The sequence below is a fragment of the Streptomyces sp. JH34 genome, from assembly GCF_029428875.1.
GTDB lineage: Bacteria > Actinomycetota > Actinomycetes > Streptomycetales > Streptomycetaceae > Streptomyces.
In genome coordinates, this window is the sequence record NZ_JAJSOO010000001.1 from 285,971 (window position 1) to 303,831 (window position 17,861).

At 72.7% G+C, this 17,861-nt stretch carries 7 protein-coding genes; 2 read left to right on the plus strand and 5 right to left on the minus strand.

Going from position 1 to position 17,861, the window contains the following annotated elements; translation table 11 throughout:
• Positions 1-128 precede the first annotated feature (128 nt).
• Positions 129-1,235 (plus strand): alpha/beta hydrolase-fold protein, encoded by a 1,107-nt coding sequence (locus LWJ43_RS01530; RefSeq protein ID WP_277330435.1) that lies wholly within the window; start codon positions 129-131, stop codon positions 1,233-1,235.
• 119 nt (positions 1,236-1,354) lie between these two features.
• Here LWJ43_RS01530 and LWJ43_RS01535 read toward each other — a convergent pair whose 3' ends face one another.
• Both LWJ43_RS01535 and LWJ43_RS01540 read right to left on the minus strand, forming a co-directional pair.
• Complete coding sequence (locus tag LWJ43_RS01535) at positions 1,355-1,639, minus strand: hypothetical protein (RefSeq protein WP_277330436.1); 285 nt, start codon at positions 1,637-1,639, stop codon at positions 1,355-1,357.
• Positions 1,636-2,454 (minus strand): phytanoyl-CoA dioxygenase family protein, encoded by an 819-nt coding sequence (locus LWJ43_RS01540; RefSeq protein WP_277330437.1) that lies wholly within the window; start codon positions 2,452-2,454, stop codon positions 1,636-1,638. The genes LWJ43_RS01535 and LWJ43_RS01540 overlap by 4 nt, the downstream gene beginning before the upstream one ends.
• Before the next feature lie 70 nt (positions 2,455-2,524).
• Here LWJ43_RS01540 and LWJ43_RS01545 point away from each other — a divergent pair, with 70 nt between their 5' ends.
• Entirely contained in the window at positions 2,525-3,319 is a 795-nt protein-coding gene (locus LWJ43_RS01545; protein ID WP_277330438.1) for an AraC family transcriptional regulator, read from the plus strand.
• Between the two features lie 100 nt (positions 3,320-3,419).
• Here the strand turns inward: LWJ43_RS01545 and LWJ43_RS01550 are convergent, their stop codons facing one another.
• The 3 genes from LWJ43_RS01550 to LWJ43_RS01560 are packed head-to-tail and all read right to left on the minus strand — an operon-like array spanning position 3,420 to position 17,856.
• Positions 3,420-5,120 carry an ABC transporter ATP-binding protein gene (locus LWJ43_RS01550; protein WP_277330439.1) on the minus strand — a complete coding sequence of 567 codons (1,701 nt, stop codon included), beginning with the start codon at positions 5,118-5,120 and terminating at the stop codon, positions 3,420-3,422.
• Positions 5,107-16,005, minus strand: a complete 10,899-nt coding sequence (locus LWJ43_RS01555; RefSeq protein ID WP_277330440.1) for a non-ribosomal peptide synthetase — start codon at positions 16,003-16,005, stop codon at positions 5,107-5,109. Before LWJ43_RS01555 ends, LWJ43_RS01550 begins: the two co-directional genes overlap by 14 nt.
• Positions 16,006-16,065: 60 nt before the next feature.
• Entirely contained in the window at positions 16,066-17,856 is a 1,791-nt protein-coding gene (locus LWJ43_RS01560; protein ID WP_277330441.1) for an ABC transporter ATP-binding protein, read from the minus strand.
• Positions 17,857-17,861: the final 5 nt, after the last annotated feature.

A 17,861-nucleotide genomic window follows, 5' to 3' on the forward strand; every position in this document is an offset into this window, starting at 1 on the left:
ACAGGACGTCAACGGGCTTCGGTGGCAGGGGAATGCGCGTGCTGTGGAAGAGGGTACGGCGATCAAGTTAGGGTCACCTGACCGATGCGCCCTCCGCGCGTCGCCCCCGTTCTCACAAGGAGACGTTCATGCGCCGCGTGACGGAACAGGCCCGCAGGGACGACGCGTTCGCCGGGTTCGGGCTGCCGGGCGTGCCCGGCAGCCCGGAATTCTGGGCGGCCGCGGGAGCACCCGCGTCGCTGCCCGCCGAGGACGGCGGCTGGGTGACCCTGTTCCTGTGGCGGGGCTCTCCGGCGAGCGTGGGCTTCGAGAGCTGGTCGGGGCCCGTGTCCCTGCGCCGGTGGGAGGACACCGACTGCTGGTACGCCGAGGTGCACATGCCGGCGCGGCTGCGGGTGACCTACCGGTTCCTCGCGGACGACGGGGAGTACGCCGACCCGTTCAACCCTGCGGGCGCGGGCGGTGACCGGTCGGTCCTCGCGACCCCGGACGCTCCGCGTCAGCCGCACTGGCCCGTCGTCGGTGCCGACGACGTCCTTCCGGTCCCGGACACCCGGATCCGCTGGGCCGGCGGGCGGCTGGGAGGACGGCGTACCGTGCGGGTCCATCCGGTGGGCGGCGGCGGCCCCGCGGTGCTGTTGCTGGACGGGGACGACTGGCTCTATCTCCATCCGGCCATGACCGCGTTCGAATCGGCCGTGGCGAACGGCGACATGCCGCCCGTCAGCCTCGTCTTCCTCCCGTCCAGGGACAGGGCGGCGGAGTTCGGGTGCAGTTCCGTGCTGTGGGAGGCGGTCCGGGACGAACTGCTGCCGCTGGTGGCGGAGTCCGGCGCATCCGCGGACGTGGACCGGCTGGTGGTCGCCGGGCAGAGCCTGGGAGGTCTGAGCGCGATGTACGCGGCCCTGGAGTACCCGGACCTGGTGTCCCGCGTCGCCTGTCAGTCACCGTCGTTCTGGTGGGCACCCGGCGCCCTGGACCGGGCGGACCTTCTCGACGGTCCGGTCGGCGGCAGCATCGCCGAGCGCCTGCGCGAGCGCCCCGACCTGTCCGGGCTGCGGGTCGCGTTCGACGTGGGGGAACACGAGACCCGCATGCTTCCCCACTGCGAGCTCGCGGAGCGCCTGACCGAGCAGGCCGGTGCGACCGTGCGTGTCTCACGGTCGCCGTCGGCTCATGACCGGGCGGGCTGGCGGCACGCCCTGGTCAGGGATGTCGCCTGGGCGCTCGGCTAGAGGTCGGCGGCACGTCCCGTCGTCGCGCGAACGGCGGCCGCCGAGCCTCCCCGCACTCCGTGTCGGTGGAGAGGAGAGGGTCGCCACCGGAGCCCGGCGCGCCGGCACCGCCCCTGGCGTCAGGCCCCTTCGGTGCCTCCGTCCTGGCGCAGCTTCTCGAAGATGAACTCGTGCTTGAGGAACGAGGTGTCGTACTCGTGTCCTGGGTGCGGCGGGATCAGCTGGGAGGCCTGGATCAGGCGCCAGCCGTCCAGCAGGGCGTCGAGTCCGGTCCCGTAGGGGGGCTCGTCGCCGTCGCCCGTGGTCGGGCGGGTGCGGCCGGTGCCGTCGTAGGAGGACCAGCCGATGACATCGGCGTCGAGTGCCGAGTTGGCCAGGAAGAGGATCAGGACCTGTTGCCTCATGCGGGGCTCCCCAGGGCCGGCCGGTTGTTCACACGGGTGACCCAGTGGTCGATGTCGAAGGTGCCGTCGCCGGTGAGCGCCCGCCAGAGCAGCACCCGGTTGTGGATCTCCAGGCGGCCCGCCGCCGGCTCGTACCAGTCGAAGCCCGCCCTGAGTTCGTCTCCCACCCGCGGGTCGTCCAGGTCGTCGGTGTCCCACAGCCGGACCTGCGGGACCGTCGGGTTGAACCGGATCTTGAACATGTACCGGGGGGTGTCGCTGTCGTTCCTGCGCCCTCCGTGCCAGATGCCGTGATGGAGGAGGACGACCGTCCCCGCCGGACACACGAGTCGCGTCTGGCCTCGGAGGTTCTGGTAGCGGCCGGTGTCCGTCTCGTTGGTGCGGCGCAGATGACTGCCGGGCACGCTCAGGGTGCCGCCCATGTCGGCCGTGACCTCGTGCGGGTAGTACATGAGCTGGATGTCGAACGCGTCCGGCCGCACGTCGATGATGGCGTCGCCGTGCAGCGGCTGGGCGAAGCCCTGGTGGGGTTCCCGTACGTGCACGGCGTGGTGGTCGACGGTCGGTCCGGGGCCGACGAGGCTCCGGATCGCCCCCGCCACGGCCGGCAGTGACGTCAGGCGCTGGGCGAAGGATCCCGGGGCGAAGGCCTCGGCGAGCGGCGTCCCGTAGGCCACCGGAGGTATCCCCGCGTCCAGGACCTCGACCGCCTGCTCGTTCATTTCGGCCGGTACCACCGCGTCCAGGCGCAGGGACCCGCTCGCGACGAAGCGGGCGACCTGGACCGAGGTCAGCAAGTGTTCTCTGGTCGTCATGGGGCAACCGTATGAGTCCCCGCCGCTCAGGACATGGGTTCTTTTCGTTGACCGCTGGTAGATTTTCGCCATGGATCAGGTCTCGCTCCCGCTGGCCGAGCCACCGGTCGTGGTGAACGTCGGAGTCGGCGTGCACGGTGTCAGCGGTCCGCGGGACGTCTTCCGGTTGCCCGGTCTGTGGCAGATGCACCTCTACGGCTACAGCGGGCGTCTCACCGTGGGCGGCAGCAGGCATGCCATTGGTCCGGGGCGGGTCAGTCTCGTCCCGCCCGGCGCCGAGGCCACCTTCGACTACCGCGGCCGGTCGGAGCACCTGTACGCGCATCTGCGTGTGGCGGACGCCGGGGAGCGCCGGAGCGTGCCTGTCATGCAGGACGCCGGTACGGAAGCCCCGCTCATCTCGGGGCTGTTGCAGCGCGCACTGGCCGCCATGCCGGGAGCGCCGGCCCAGGCCACGGCGGAGATGTGGACGGCGCTGTGGCGGGTCGCGCGGCTCGCGGGGCGGGAGCGTCCGGGTGGTGCGCACGGGGCGGTGGCTTCGGCCATGGCGCACATCGAGGCCAATCTCGCCGCTCCGCTGACGGTGCCGGACATCGCCCGGCTCAGCGGAATCTCCCACAGCCACCTGACGCGTCTCTTCCGCGCCGAGACCGGGTCGACCGTGGCGGCCTACATCCGGTCCCGCCGTCTGGAGCACGCCGGGCACCTGCTGCGCGAGTCGACGATGTCGATCCAGGCGATCGCCTGCTCGGTGGGCATCAGTGACCTCCAGGCCTTCAACAAGGCGTGCCACCGCGAACTCGGCGGGTCACCCCGTGCGGTCCGCGGCCGGTTCCTGCCCGGGGGCACCGCCGGACCGGGCTGATCCGGCGGTGGCTCACGCCCTGCCGGCCTGACGGTCACCCCCGCCGCCGGGCCGCACGAGCCGGGCGGCGGTGGGGTGTTCTTCGGTCAGGCCGGCAGGGTCACCGGGCGACGGCTCTGCAGTACTCCTCGTCGGTGGCGAGGAGGCGGCGGTGTGTGTCCTCGGCCGTGACGGCGCCGTCGTCGAGCACGAGCACACGGTCGGCGGCGTCCAGCAGGGCGGGACTGCTGGTGATCACGAGGGTGGTGCGGCCCTTGCGCAGCTTCGCGATGTTGCGCGCGATGAGCTGTTCGGTGACCGCGTCGACCGCTGTGGTCGGGTCGTGCAGGACCAGGACGTCGGAGTCGGCGGCGAGGGCGCGGGCCAGCGACAGCCGTTGGCGCTGCCCCCCGGACAGGTTCGCGCCACGATCGCGGACACCGTGGTCGAGTCCCTCGCGGTGGAGGGCGACGACATCGGTCAGGAGGGACGCCTCCACGGCCTCGGGGACCATCGGGCTGGTCCCCGACGGATCGATGTTCGTACGGAGGCTGCCCTCGAAGATCTCCCCGTCGTACGGGTTCACCAGGAGGTGCTCGCGGAGGGCCTCGACGGAGAGGTCCGCGATCTCCCGTCCGCCGAGCCGCACCGCCCCCTCGTAGGCCTGCGGCGGGACGTTCACGCCGAGGACCGCGGCGAGGTCCGCGCCCGCGCGCGGCTGGTAGGCGGCGACGGCCACGAACTCCCCTGCGTGGACCGTGAACCGGAGTCCTCGCAGCGTCCCGTGGCGGACACCGTCGATCTCGAGGTCTCCGCCGGGGGCCGGGCGTTCCCGGCCCGGGGAGGTCGGTGGGGGCGCGGCGAGCACGAGGGCCATCCGGTCGGCCGAGGCGCGCGCCATCATGACGTACTTGGGCATCTCGGAGAACATCTTGAGCGGTTCCATGATGAACTGCGCCAGGCCCACGGCCATGACGAGTTCTCCGATGGTGATCCGGCCTCCGTACGCCAGCCACCCCGCCGTCAGGGTCACGGCGGCGGCGAGCACCGCGTTGAGGGCCAGCGCGGTGCCCGCGTAGACGCCGTTCACCCGGGCCACGGTGATCGCCTGGTGCTTCGCCTCGGTGCTGACCTTCCGGTAGGAGAGGAACGCCGCGTGGTTGCCGCCGAAGCCGTGGAGCGGGCGCAGCCCGGTGATCAGGTCGGCGACCTTGGCGCCCGCCCGTGCCACGCGGGCCTGCTGTTCACGCGTGCTGGAGCCGATGCGCCGGGACATCACGCTCAGGACCGACAGGATCCCGACGGTTCCCACGATCACCAGCAGTCCGAGCCGCAGGTCGGCCGTGCCCAGGGCGACGGACGCCACCACCACCGCGACCAGCGAGCTGATCAGCAGCGGGACCACCTCGACGATGTCGGCGGTCTGGTCGGCGTCCTCGGTGGCGATGGTCAGGACCTCGCCGGACTTGACGTCGACGTCCCTGGCCACCGGCTGGAGGCCGCAGGCCGCCACCTCGACACGCCAGCGGTGCGCCTCGGTCGTGTTGGCCTTCTGCAGCACACGCATGCCGAAGCGCCACGACAGCGACACGGTCGTGATGATGACGGCCAGGGCCGCGATCGACAGGCCGAGCGAGCCGAGGCTCCGGTCCCGCATGGTGTGCTCGACGATCAGTCCGAGCGCGATGGGGAAGGCGGTCTCCCCCGCCTGGTAGAGGCCCATGAGGACGGTCCCCCGGGCGACCGCGCCGGAGTTGCGGCGCAGGGCGGTGCGGAGGATGCCTGCGCCGGGGCGGCGGCGCTGCACGTCAGGAGTTGTCATCAAGGTGGCGGGCAATCGCTTCCGGGGTTCGAAGGGTGAGCAGATCACGGATGGTGACCACAGGACCGTACTCCCGGCGGAGCAGCCCGATGAGCCGCACCGCCAGCATGGAGTGCCCGCCGAGGGCCGCGAAGTCGCTGACCGCGCTCACCTCGTCGTCGTCCAGGTCGAGTGCCTCGGCGAAGAACTCGCAGACCGCCGTCTCCGTTCCGGTCTCCGGGCCGCGTTCGCCCACCGTGGTCAGCACGCCGAGCGGCCTGGCCTCGGGCAGGGCCTTGGTGTCGGCCTTCCCGTTCACGGTGAGGGGGATGCCGTCGACCTGGGCGTAGTGCGTCGGGCGCAGGAAGTCCGGCAGCCCGCCGCCGACCTCGGCGGCGACCGTCGCCAAGTCGGAGCCGCTCAGCACGAGGTAGGCGGCGAGCCGGTGGGAGCCGTCGACCTGCGGGTCGGGCTGGGCGACCGCGGCGACGAACCGGACCGCCGGGTGGGTGGCGAACGCGGCCTCCACCTCGCCCAGTTCGACCCGGTGGCCCCGGATCTTGACCTGCTGGTCGGTGCGGCCGAGGTACACCAGGTTCCCGTCGGGCCGTCGGGACACCAGGTCCCCGGTGCGGTACATGCGCCCGCCGGGCTCGCCGAACGGGCACGCGACGAACCGGTCGGCGGTCTGGGCGGGCTGTCCGAGGTAGCCGCGGGCGATGCCGATGCCCGACACGTACAGCTCGCCGGGGACGCCGTCGGGAAGGGGCCGCAGCCATGGGTCGAGTACGTACACGTCGGTGTTGTCGATCGCGACGCCCACCACCGGGTCCTGGCACTCGAAGGTGCCGACGCCGAGGGTGTTGATGGTGTACTCGGTCGGCCCGTAGAGGTTGTAGCCGGCCGTTCCCTCCGTCTCCGCGAGCCGTTGCCACAGCGTGGGGGTGACGGCCTCGCCGCCGAGCAGCACCAGGGCCGGCCGCCGCGCGGGGTCGTCGAGGAGGCCTTCGGAGACGAGTTGCTGTGCGTAGGTGGGCGTCACGTTGACGACGTCGATCGCGTGCTCGGCGCAGTACGCGACCAGTCTGGGGGCGTCGCGGCGCAGTTCCTCGTCGCAGATGTGCACCTCGTGGCCGTCGGCGAGCCACAGCAGCTCCTCCCACGACATGTCGAACGCGAACGACACGGTGTGCGCGATGCGGAAGACGCGGTGGCCGTGCTGCGCGAGCACCGGCTCGAAGATGCGGCGCTGATGGTTGATCAGCATGTTGGTGAGACCCGCGTACTCGGTGACGACGCCCTTGGGCTTCCCGGTCGATCCCGAGGTGTAGATCGTGTACGCGGGGTGCCGCAGGCGGTCCGGGGAGTCCGGTGCGAACGTCGTGTACGGTGCGGCCTCCGGCAGGGGCCGGTCGAGTTCGACGAGGTCGCCGGTCAGTCGGGGTGACACCGAGCTGACCGTGAGGATCACGTCCGGGCGGGCTGCGTCGACGATCGCGGCGATGCGCTCGTCCGGGTGGTCGAGCTCCAGCGGCACGTAGGCGGCGCCGGCCCGCAGCACGGCGAACAGCGCGACGATCGAGTCGAGGGAACGCGGGATCGCCAGGCCCACGGTCGTCTCGGGTCCGATGCCCCGCCGGGTGAGTACGCCGGCCACCGCGCGGCTGCGGTCTCGGAGCTGGGCGAACGTCATGGCGGAACCGTGCGCGACGAGGGCGACCCGCTGCGGATCCCGGTCGGCCGCCCGGTCGAACCGGTCGACCACGGTGTCCGTGCCGATGTCCGTGTGCGCCGAGGGCTCGGGCTCCGGACCGAGGCCGCGCAGCGCGCCGACCGGTCCGGTGGCGCGGGCCAGGTCGTCGAGCACGCGCAGGTAGTCGTCGAGGAGCCGGCGGGCGTTGCCGGTGTCGTCGTCGCGGTGCTCCAGCTTGACGGTGAGGCGCTCGCCGGGCGTGACGACCCAGGTGAACGGGTAGTGCGTCGAGTCGTCGGCCTTCACCGAGGTGATCCCGTGCCGGGCGTTCATCTCGGCGAACGCGTCCATGTCCAGGAAGTTCTGGAGCACGAACAGGTTGTCGAACAGGCTTCCGTGCCCACTGGCCCGCTGGATCTCGCCGAGCCCCAGGTGCTCGTGCTCCATGGCCTCGACCCTGGCCGCCTGGACGGACGAGAGGTACTCCCCGACGGTGTCGCCGGGTCGTGCCCGCGTCCACATCGGGACGGTGTTGAGCAGCACGCCGACGATGTCGGACAGGCCTTCGCCCTCGCGTCCGGAGACGGTCACGCCGAACACGGCGTCGCTCCGGCCCGTGTGCGCGCCCAGCAGGAGCCCGAACGCACCGGTCAGGACCGTGTTCAGGGTGACCCCGTGGGTCCTGGCCGCCGCCCGCAGGAGGTCGGACCCTTCGACGGACAGGGTGTGCACGAGCGCACGCGGCAGCTCTTCCGTCAGGGACGGCTCCGGTCCCGCGAGGAGGGTCGGGCCGGTGAGTCCGGCGAGGTGCCCCGCCCAGAAGCGCTCCGACACCGCGGAGTCCCTGGCGTCGAGGACGCGGGCGTAGTCCTCGAAGCCGGGTGTCGCCGGTGCCGCGTCCGGTGTCTCACCCGCAAGGACCGCACGGTAGGCGTCGAAGAGGTCGCGGAGCAGGATCTCCCGGGACCAGCCGTCCCACAGCAGCAGGTGGTAGCTCAGCAGCAGACCGTCCCGGCCGCCGGGCAGCCGTACGACGGTCATCCGGACCAGCGGCGGCTCGCCCGGGTCGAATCCGGTGTCACGGTCCCGGGCGCGCAGGGCGTCGACGTCCGCCTCCGTCAGCGCCTCGACCGTACGGACGTCGACGCGTCGGCCCGTGGTGAGGAGCTGGACGGGGTTCCCGTCGTCGTCGGTGCCGAAGCCGGCACCGACGACGGGGTGCCGCGCGATGACGTACGCCATCGCCTCGGCCAGCGCGTCGGTGTCCAGTGGGCGGTCGAAGGTGAAGTAGCTCTGCGCGACGTAGTGTCCGGCGGTGCCGGCCATCTGTGCCTGGAAGAACAGGCCCCGCTGGAGCGGGGTGACGGGTGCCGTGCGCTCGGCCGTGACGGAGACCTCCGCGAGACGGTGCAGGGCGTCGCGCCAGTGCCCGGTGATCGCGTCGGGGACGCCGTCGGCGAGGGAGAAGACCGCGCGCAGGCTCCCGGTGTCGTCGGTCCACGCGTTGACCTCGACGGCGTACGGGCTGTCCTGGTCCGGCTCGGTGAGACGCAGCGCCCGGGACTCGCTGCCCCGGCCGAGGTAGTTGAAGAGCACCTGCGGTCGGGCCGTCAGCAGGGGGGCCGTCTGCGGGTTGAGGTGGCGGAGTTGGCCGTAGGTGACGTGCCCGCGCTCGTCAGGCTGGCGCTGTGCCACCTCGCGTGCCGCCGCCAGGGGGTCGGTGTGCGCGGTGAGCCGCAGGGGCGCGATGGAGGTGAACCAGCCGACCGTGCGGGAGTAGTCGTGGTGATCGAGCGCCGGGACCCGGCCGTGCCGTTCCAGCTCGACGGCGAGGTCGGTGGGCGAGGGCTGGACGTGGGTCAGGGCCGTCCTGAGCGCGCCGCACAGCAGTTCCGTCGGGCCGATACCGAGGGCGGCGGGCGCGGTACGCGTCAGCCGGTCGCTCACCTCGGGCGTCAGCACGACCGTGGTCTCGCGAGTCCCGCCGATCGCGGGCAGCAGCCGGGGAGCCCGGAGGGTGGTGACCCAGTGGTCCAGGTCGTCGGTGGCCTGGGTGGCGCGGGTGCTCAGGGCTTCGGCGTACTCGGCGTAGGACGTGGTCGGCGGGGGGAGGGTGCCCCCGCGCAGAAGGGTGTCCAGGTCGTCGAGCAGGATCAGCCAGGACACGGAGTCGACGGCGAGGTGGTGGACGGTGACCACCAGGGTCCGGCTCGGCTCCAGCCACGAGAACGCAATGACCTCGCCGGACTCCGGGTCGAGGCGGGCGGCCGCGTCGTTCGCGACGGCCGTCGCGTCGGTGCTGTCCGTCCGCACGACGGTGACCTCGCGGGCGGGCTCGGTACGCAGCGCCCATACGCCGTGGTGCACGTGGAGCCGAAGCCGGAGCGCCGGGTGCGCGGCGACGACCTTCTCCGCCGCGCGGCCGATCTCCGCGAACCCGGTGCTCTCGGGCACCCGCACGGTTCTGGCCTGGGCGAATCCGGCCAGGGAGCCGCCCAGTTCGCGCTGGCGCAGGATGATCGGCGTGGGTGTGAGCGGCCCGTCCTCGCGGGGAGCGGGGGCGGGTGCGGCCTCGGCGGGCCGCGGTGCGCGCGAGGCGAGGTGCCCGGCGAGCGCGCGCGGTGTCCTGAACAGGAACACGTCGCGCGGGGCGATCGACAGGCCGAGTGCCCTGGCCCGGTTGATCACGGTGATGGCGACGATGCTGTCGCCGCCGGCCGTGAAGAAGTCGGTGTCACCGTCGACGGCCGGGGACCCGGGCAGCGCCCCGGCGAAGATGTCGACGAGCAGGGGGAGCGCGGAGTCGCCCGGCTCCACCGGTGCGGCCTCCTGCGCGGCGCGCTCGGTCAGCGCCCCGCGGTCCAGCTTCCCGTTGACCGTCAGCGGCAGGACGTCGGCCTCGATCACCCTGCCCGGCACCATGTGGGCGGGCAGTTTCGCGGACAGGCGGTCCGGGAGGTCGTCGGGCACCCCGCCCACGACGTGCGCGACCAGGTGGTCGCCGCTCCCGGCCACCGTGACGGCCACGTCGTCGACGCCGTCGAGCTCCCTGATCGCGGACTCCACCTCGCCGAGCTCGATGCGGAACCCCTTGAGCTGTACCTGGTCGTCGGCGCGGCCGACGAACTCCAGATCCCCGTCCAGGGTGCGCCGGGCGAGGTCACCGGTGTGGTACATGCGGGAGCCGTCGCCCGCGAAGGGGTTCGCGACGAACCGGCCGGAGGTGAGCCCGGGACGGCCGAGGTAGCCGAGGGAGACCTGGTCGCCGGCGACGTAGACGGCGCCCACCCGGCCCGGGGGCACGGGCCGGAGCCGGTCGTCCAGCACGTGGGTGGCGAGGCCGGGGAGAGGGCCGCCGACGGGACTGACGTCCCGCGCGAAGTCCTCGTCGGTGAGCACCCGGTGGGTGACGTGGACGGTGGTCTCCGTGATGCCGTACATGTTGACCAGCTCGGGCGAGGCGGTGCCGTGCCGCTCCACCCAGCCGCGGAGCCGTGCGACGTCCAGCGTCTCGCCCCCGAAGATGATCCGGCGCAGCGCGGTCGCGGGCCCGCCGGCGTGCCGGTCGGCCTCGACGAACCGGTAGAAGGCCGAGGGCGTCTGGTTGAGCACGGTCACTCCGCGCTCGCGGACGAGCCGGTGGAAGTCGACCGGGGAGCGGGTCAGTCCGTAGTCGGGGATCAGCAGTTCACCGCCGTGCGCGAGTGCGCCCCACAGCTCCCAGACCGCGAAGTCGAAGGAGTAGGAGTGGAACTGGACCCACACGTCGTGCGGGCCGAAGCCCATGTCGGGCCGCGTGTTCGTGAGCAGTGACACCACGCTCGAGTGCGGGACGACGACGCCCTTCGGCCGGCCGGTCGATCCGGACGTGTAGATGACGTACGCGGGGTCGTGCCGGCCGGCCGCCGGCTGGCCGCCCTGCGGTTCGGCCCCCGGGGGAAGCTCCTCCCCCAGCACGAGCACCCGGGCCGAGGGCCCTGTCCCCCGGTCCAGCAGCGCCGTGAAGCGGTCCCGCTGGTCACGGTCCACGAGGACCACCTGCGGAGCGGCGTCGGTGAGGATGTACCCGAGTCGCTCGTCCGGGTAAGCCAGGTCCAGGGGTACGTACGCTCCGCCCGCGCTGACGATCGCCACCAGGGCGACGACCTGGTCCAGGGAGCGTGGGACGGCGACGGCGACGCGGCTGCCCGGGCCGACTCCGGCCGCGCGCAGGGCCGAGGCCAGCTCGTCCTTCGCGGACGCCAGTCGGCCGTAGGTCAGGGACCGGGTTCCGCCGTCCAGGGCGCAGTGGGTGACGGCGGTGGCCGCGGGGTCGCGTCCGGCCGCGGCGTCGAACAGCCCGCCCAGCGTCGTCGGAGCGAAGGGCGCGGGGCTCCGGCCGGCGTCGGGCGCCAGGTCGTCGACGAGGGCCTCCGGGCGGGTGAGCAGGCCGGTCAGGGTCCGGGTGAACGTGTCGAGGATCGCGCGGGCGCCCTTTTCACGCAGCAGGTCCCCGTCGTGGATCAGGTTGAAGCGCGCCCGGCCGTCGGGGGTGCGTTCCACGACCAGGGTCAGCGGGTAGTGGGGGGCGCCTTCGTTCACGATGCCGGTGACGACGACCTCGTCGCCGGGTCGCCGCAGTGCCTCCACGTCGGTCGCCATGTCGAAGACGACCAGGGTGTCGAACAGGGCGCCCACGCCCGCCTGGCGGGCGATCCCCGCCAGGGAGACGTGCTGGTGCGCCAGCACCGCGCTCTGGTGCTCCCGCACCGAGGCCAAGAGGTCGCGGGCCCGGGTGGTGCCGGTCCAACGCGCCCGCAGCGGGACGGTGTTGATGAACAGCCCCACCATGTCCTCGATGCCGGGGAGTTCCGCGTCGCGGCCGGACACGGTGGAACCGAACACCACGTCCCTGCCCTGCAGGATGCCTCCCAGTGTCACGGCCCAGGCGCTGTGCACCGCCACGCTCAGAGGCACGCCGGCCGAGCGGACCGCCGCGTCGATGTCGTACTCCGGGACCACCGCGGTGTCGGCGAACCGGTCGGAGGGGGTGTGGCCGTCGGCGACCAGGGAGGGGCCCGGCAGGCCGGCGAGCTGTTCGCGCCAGACCCGGTCGCTCTCCTCGTCGTCGAGCCCGGCGAGCCGGCGTACGTGGTCGGGGAAGCCGCCGAGCGGATACAGGCTGCCCGGTGCGTGGTACTCGGCCAGCAGGGCACGGAGCATCGGCGGGACCGACCAGCCGTCGGCGACGATGTGGTGCACGGTCTGCACCAGCACGTCGCCGCCGGGACCGCCTCGGACGAGCGTGTACCGCGTGAGCGGGCCGGTGGCCAGGTCGAACCCGGCGCGGCGGTCCCGCTCGGCGTACTCGTGGATCCCGGCTTCGGTGATTCCGGGGCGGTCCAGCGTGGTGAAGGGCGCCTCCACCCCGCTCTCCAGTACGGAGACCACCCGGCCGTCGGCGAGGGCGACGAAGCGTGCCGCCAGGTTCGGGTAGAGGGTGAGCAGCCGGGTCGCCGCCGCCGCGAGCCTGTCGGCGTCCACCTCGCCCTCCAGCGTGAGCAGTTGCTGCTCGACGTAGCTGCCCGACGGGTCGCCGTCGAAGACCGAGTGGAAGTAGAGGCCCTCCTGCAGCGGGGTCAGGGGGAGGATGTCCAGCAGTTCCGGGCCGTCCAGGGCGTCCACGTCGCCCTGGGTGAGCCGTACCAGCGGGAAGTCGCCGGGTGAGTGCCCTCCCTGGTCGAGGGCGGCCAGCCCGGTGAGGGCGTCGTGCAGGTAGCCGCAGATGGCCGCGGTGTCCTCGTCGGTGAACATTCCGTCGGGCCAGGAGACGGTGGTGACGAGCTCGTACGCGCCGTTCGAGGCGGGTTCGGCGATCACGTTGAACTCGAGGGCCCGCGGCAGGCGCATCGACGGGTCGCGCTTCTCACCAAGCTGCCCGGCGGCGCCGGCGAACTGCCAGTCCCCACCCGTGCCCGAGTCGAAGCGGCCCAGGTAGTTGAACAGCACCTGGGGGGCCGGGGTGTCGAGACCGGTGCCGGTCAGGTACCGCAGGGCGCCGTAGGGGAGCCCGTTGCCCGGCACCCGGGCGAGGTCGTCCTTGACCGCCTTGAGCGCGGCGGCCAGATACGCGGGGCCGGTGGGGTCGGCCGTCGCTCCCGGGTCCACGACCACCGGGAACAGAGTGGTGAACCATCCGAAGGTCCGGGACAGTTCGGGCTCGAAGCCGGCGCCGTCCGCCACGAACCGTGCTTCGCGGCCGTGTCCCTCGAGCTCGATGTGGGCGAAGGTCTGGTCCTGTCCGAGGTCGCGGCGCCACCGGGCGAGGGCGACGGCGAGTCCGGTCAGCAGCACGTCGTTGACGCCCGCGTGGAACTTCGCGGGTGTCTCCCCCAGCAGCGCCGCGGTGGCCTCCGGGCCCACGGTGACCGTCCGGGTGCGTTCCCGTGCGACGGTGTCGGCCTCGGACAGCGCGCGCCGGCCCACGGGGTGGTCGGCCCCGGGCAGGGGGCGCTCGAGAGCGGCACGGTCCGCCTCGAAGTCGACGCCCTCCAGCACCTGGGTCCAGCGCCGGAAGGAGGTGCCCACCGGCGGGAGCCCGATGGGCGTGCCTGCCGCGAACTGCTGCCAGGCGGTGGCCAGATCCTCCATGAGGATCCGCCAGGACACCCCGTCGACGACCACGTGGTGCACGACCACGACGAGTTCACGGGCCTCACGGCGCCAGACGGCGCGCAGCATCGCTCCGTGCTCGGGGTCGAGCCCGCCCGTGGCGAGCGCCACGCAGGCGTCGAGCGGCAGACCGCTCTCCTGCCATACCGGGGCGGTCGGGCCTGCCTCCGGGATGTCGAAGCTCCAGCGCTCGCCGCGGACCAGCCGGGCGCGCAGCATGTCGTGCCTCGCGGTGACCGCGCCGAGGATCGCGTCGAGGGCGTCGGGGGTCAGGTCCGCCGGGGTGTTCAGCACGACCGACTGCACGAAGCCGTCGATGGCGTCCGTGGTCTCGCCGAGCCACTGCACGACGGGCGATCCGACGACGGGGCCGGTCGCCACGTCGTCGTCCTGTGCCCCCGTGGAGGCGTCCTCCCGGGACACGACGGCGGCGAGCGCCCCCACGACGCTGTGGGTGAAGATCTGGCGTGCCGTGACATGGAGACCCGCGGCGCGCAGTGCGCTCAGCAGCGAGATCGCCAGGATGCTGTCCCCTCCGAGCCGGAAGAAGTCCTGGTCGGCCCCGACCTCGTCGAGTCGCAGGACGGTCGCGACCGCCTCGCACACCGCTCGCTCGTTCTCGGTGGAGGGCGGGACGAGGGGGCCGGCCCCGACGCGGGGCTCGGGGAGCGCCGCCCGGTCGGTCTTGCCGTTCGCGGTGAGCGGGAACTCCTTCAGCACGACGATGTGGGCGGGCACCATGTACTCCACCATGTGCTCGGCCGCCCACGCCGCGACCTCGTCCCCCCGCAGATCCTCGCTGCCGGTGGCGGGGATGACGTAGCCCACCAGGTAGGTGCCGCCCGCCGTGTTCTTCTTCGCGACGACGCAGGTGTGCCGCACGGAGGGGTGCTCGCCGAGCCCCGCCTCGACGTCCTCCGTCTCCAGCCGCATCCCGCGGATCTTGATCTGGTTGTCGGCCCGGCCGAGGAAGTCCAGCGACCCGTCCGGGGCGAACCGCGCGAGGTCACCGGTCCGGTACAGCCGGGACCCGTCCGCCGCGAAGGGGTTCGCGACGAACCGGGAGGCCGTCAGACCTGGGGCGTTGACGTAGCCGCGCCCCAGGAGGAACCCGCCCACGTAGAGCTCGCCGCCCACCCCGACGGGGACCGGGCGCAGTTCGTCGTCGAGGACGTACAGCTGGGTGTTGGGGTTGGCCTTGCCGATCGACGTCGACAGGCGTTCCGCCTCACCCCGGTAGATGACGTGCGAGACGCCGATCGTCGTCTCGGCGGGGCCGTAGCCGTGGTACATGGGGATGTCGAGGCGGGTGCGGAAGCGTTCGTACAGCTCGGGTGTCAGCACCTCGCCGCCGCACCAGACGTGCCGCAGGCTGTCCAGCCGCCCGGAGTCGCCGGTCATCTCCAGCAGGACGTCCAGCATGGACGACACGAGGTACGTGAAGGTGACGCGCTGTTCGGACAGCACACTCAGCAGGTGCTGGGGGTCGCGTTCGCCGCCGGGGCGCAGGACGACGAGCCGGCCGCCGCGGACGAGCGGCAGGAAGATCTCGTTGACGGAGATGTCGAAGGACAGCGGTGCCTTGAACAGTGACGCGTCGTCGTGGCCGAAGCCGAGGATCTCCTGCGACTGCCACAGCAGGCGCTCGCTGATGGCCTCGTGCCGGATCATGGCGCCCTTGGGGCGCCCTGTCGAACCGGACGTGAAGATCACGTACGCGAGGGCGGATCCGGGGACGGTGACGCCCGTGGGCCCGGTCGGGTGGGAGTGGTACCGCCAGTCGCCGAGGTCGACGGCGACGGCCGCCGGTTCGCCGTCCCGGTGCTCGCCCGAGTCGTTGAGCTGCAGCACGATACGGGCGTCCTCGACGACGACGGCCCTGCGCTCCGCGGGCCACGCCGGGTCGAGCGGCACGAACGCGCAGCCGGCCCGCAGCACCGCGAGCAGCCCGACCACCATGTCGGCGGACCGGGCGAGCGATATCCCGACGACCTGCTCGGCGGTGAGCCCGCGTTCGATCAGGTGGTGCGCCAGCTGCGCCGAGAGCTCCGCCGTCTCCCGGTACGTCAGTGACCGGTGCTCGTCGACGATCGCGACGGCGTCCGGCCTGGTCCGGGCCTGCTCCTGGAACAACTCGACGACGGTCGGACGGTGCCGGTCGGCCCCGGTGTCGTTCCACTCGCTCAGGGCCTTGATCCGCGCTGCCGCACCGACGGGAGCGATGGAGCCGACCGGCCGGTCCGGGAAGTCGGCCAGGTCGTCCAGCGCGAGTTGCGCGTCGGGCGGCAGCACGTCCTCGGAGGCCCGGATGCTCCGGCCGTCCGCTCCGACCTCCCAGCCGGCGGGCGCGGTGCCGCCGTCGCCGACCCACCGGAGCACGTCGGTGAACAGGGTGGCGGGGGTGAGGTCGATGCCCTCGGGGCAGATGCCCGTCGCCCAGTAGGCCAGCCCGATGGCGCACGCCTCGGTGATCGTACGGTCGGAGTGGTCCCCGGTCCGCCTGCGTACGTCGTCCAGACTCGCGGCGGAAAGCAGCACGGTGCGAGCAGTGGGATCCGTCATCGGAGACTCGTCGTCCTTCCAGCGTATGAGAGTGGGAGGAGTCCCAACTCGGGGGTGTGCCTAACTGCCCTCGCGCCAGGCGCGCCACAGGCGTGCGTACCGTCCGCCCAGGGCGACCAGTTCCTCGTGGGTTCCCTGTTCCACCACGCGTCCCGCGTCCAGCACGGCGATGCGGTCCGCCGCCATCGCCTGGGTGAGCCGGTGCGCCACGAACAGCGTGGTCCGGCCGGAGCACGCGGCCTGGACCGACCTCTCCAGCTCGGCGGCGCCCTCGCTGCCGGCCTCCGCGGTCGATTCGTCGAGGACCACCACGCCCGCCTGGTTCAGCGCCAGCCGGGCCAGGGCGATCTGGGCGACCTTCGTGACGTCCAGGCGTGCGCCGCCCTCACCGACGGTGGTGTCCAGCCCGTCGGGGAGTTCGTCGGCCCAGGGGCCGGCTCCGACGGTGCGCAGGGCGTCCATCAGCTCGGTGTCCGTCGCCCGGGGCGCGGACAGCCGCAGGTCGTCGGCGAGCGGGCCGGAGAACACGTGTGTCTCCTGCGTCAGGATGCTCACCAGCGCCCGCGCGCCCGCCTCGTCGAGCCCGGCGAGGTCGTGCGGTCCGATGCGCACCGATCCTGCCTGCGGGGTCCCGATGCCCGCGATCAGCGCGGCCAGCGTCGACTTGCCCGCGCCTGTCGCTCCGACCAGGGCGAGCGATCCGCCGGCCGGGATCGACAGGCTGACGTCCCGAAGGACCGGTTCCTCGGCGCCGGGGTAGGCGAAGGTGAGTCCTTCCACCGTCACCGGGTGCGGCACGGGCCTCCCGGTCGCCACGGGGGCGTCGCCCACCAGCCGGTCCTGCGAGGACTCCCCCAGCACGCCGACCAGCCGGGTGAGGCTCGCGCCCGACTTCTGTGCCTCGTCGAAGGTGAACATGATGGCGCCGAGGGGGGTGAACAGCCGGTGGAACATGAGCGGCGCCGCCGATACGTCGCCCAGGGTCGCGGCGCCGGTCTCCAGCAGGACGTACCCCACCACGAGGATCAGGACCAGCCCGATGAACTCGGCGCGGTTCTCCCTGCCGACGAAGCGGCCGAAGACGCGGAAGACCTGGATGCCGAGCTCGCGCACCCGCCACGACCTGTCGGTGACCTGCTCGCGGAACGCGCCCTCCAGGCGGTATGCCCGGACGGTGTCGATGCCGTTCAGGCCGCTGATCAGCGCCTGGGCGCGGTCGGCCTGGGCCACTCTCTGCTGCTGGTACAGGGGAGCCGACCGGGGCAGGTACCAGCACAGGGCGAATGCGTAGGCGGGCAGCGCTCCGGCGCCCGCCAGTCCCAGTCTCCAGTCGAGTCCGAACATGCCGACCGTGGCGATGGCGACGAGCACACCCGCCGAGAACACCGTGGGGACGGCCGTGCGGATGCCCCGGGAGAGCACGGCGACGTCGTCGCCGACCCGGGACAGCACGTCTCCTCGGCCCACCTGCTCGATCCGTGCGCTGGGCATCCCGAGCACCGCCCGGACGGCGGCTTCCCGCAGCTGGGCGAGGAGATCCGCGCCGAGCCGTCCGATCAGGTACGTCGACACCGCGGTGGCCGCCGCGCCGAGCAGCGCGGCGGCTCCCATCAGGATCGCGGTCGTGACCAGGACCGAGCGCCCGTCGCCCTCGAGCACGCCGTCGACCACCCGGCCCAGCAGGAGTACCGGAAGCACCTGGAGCGCCGCCCCCGCCACCGTGGTGAACACGGTGGCCGCCGTCAGCCACGGCACCTCACGGCAGCGCGCGGCGACCCACCGGGTGGACTCGCCCCCGGCCGCCGTGCGCAGTGTGGCGGCGGGGGCGACGCGGGTGTCCGTGCCGCTCACTCGGG

Bases quoted from the DNA above. Each gene is read 5' to 3' on its own strand.
- LWJ43_RS01530 (WP_277330435.1), top strand. From the start codon at position 129: ATGCGCCGCGTGACGGAACAGGCCCGCAGGGACGACGCGTTCGCCGGG.
- LWJ43_RS01535 (WP_277330436.1), bottom strand. From the start codon at position 1,639: ATGAGGCAACAGGTCCTGATCCTCTTCCTGGCCAACTCGGCACTCGAC.
- LWJ43_RS01540 (WP_277330437.1), bottom strand. From the start codon at position 2,454: ATGACGACCAGAGAACACTTGCTGACCTCGGTCCAGGTCGCCCGCTTC.
- LWJ43_RS01545 (WP_277330438.1), top strand. From the start codon at position 2,525: ATGGATCAGGTCTCGCTCCCGCTGGCCGAGCCACCGGTCGTGGTGAAC.
- LWJ43_RS01550 (WP_277330439.1), bottom strand. From the start codon at position 5,120: ATGACAACTCCTGACGTGCAGCGCCGCCGCCCCGGCGCAGGCATCCTC.
- LWJ43_RS01555 (WP_277330440.1), bottom strand. From the start codon at position 16,005: ATGACGGATCCCACTGCTCGCACCGTGCTGCTTTCCGCCGCGAGTCTG.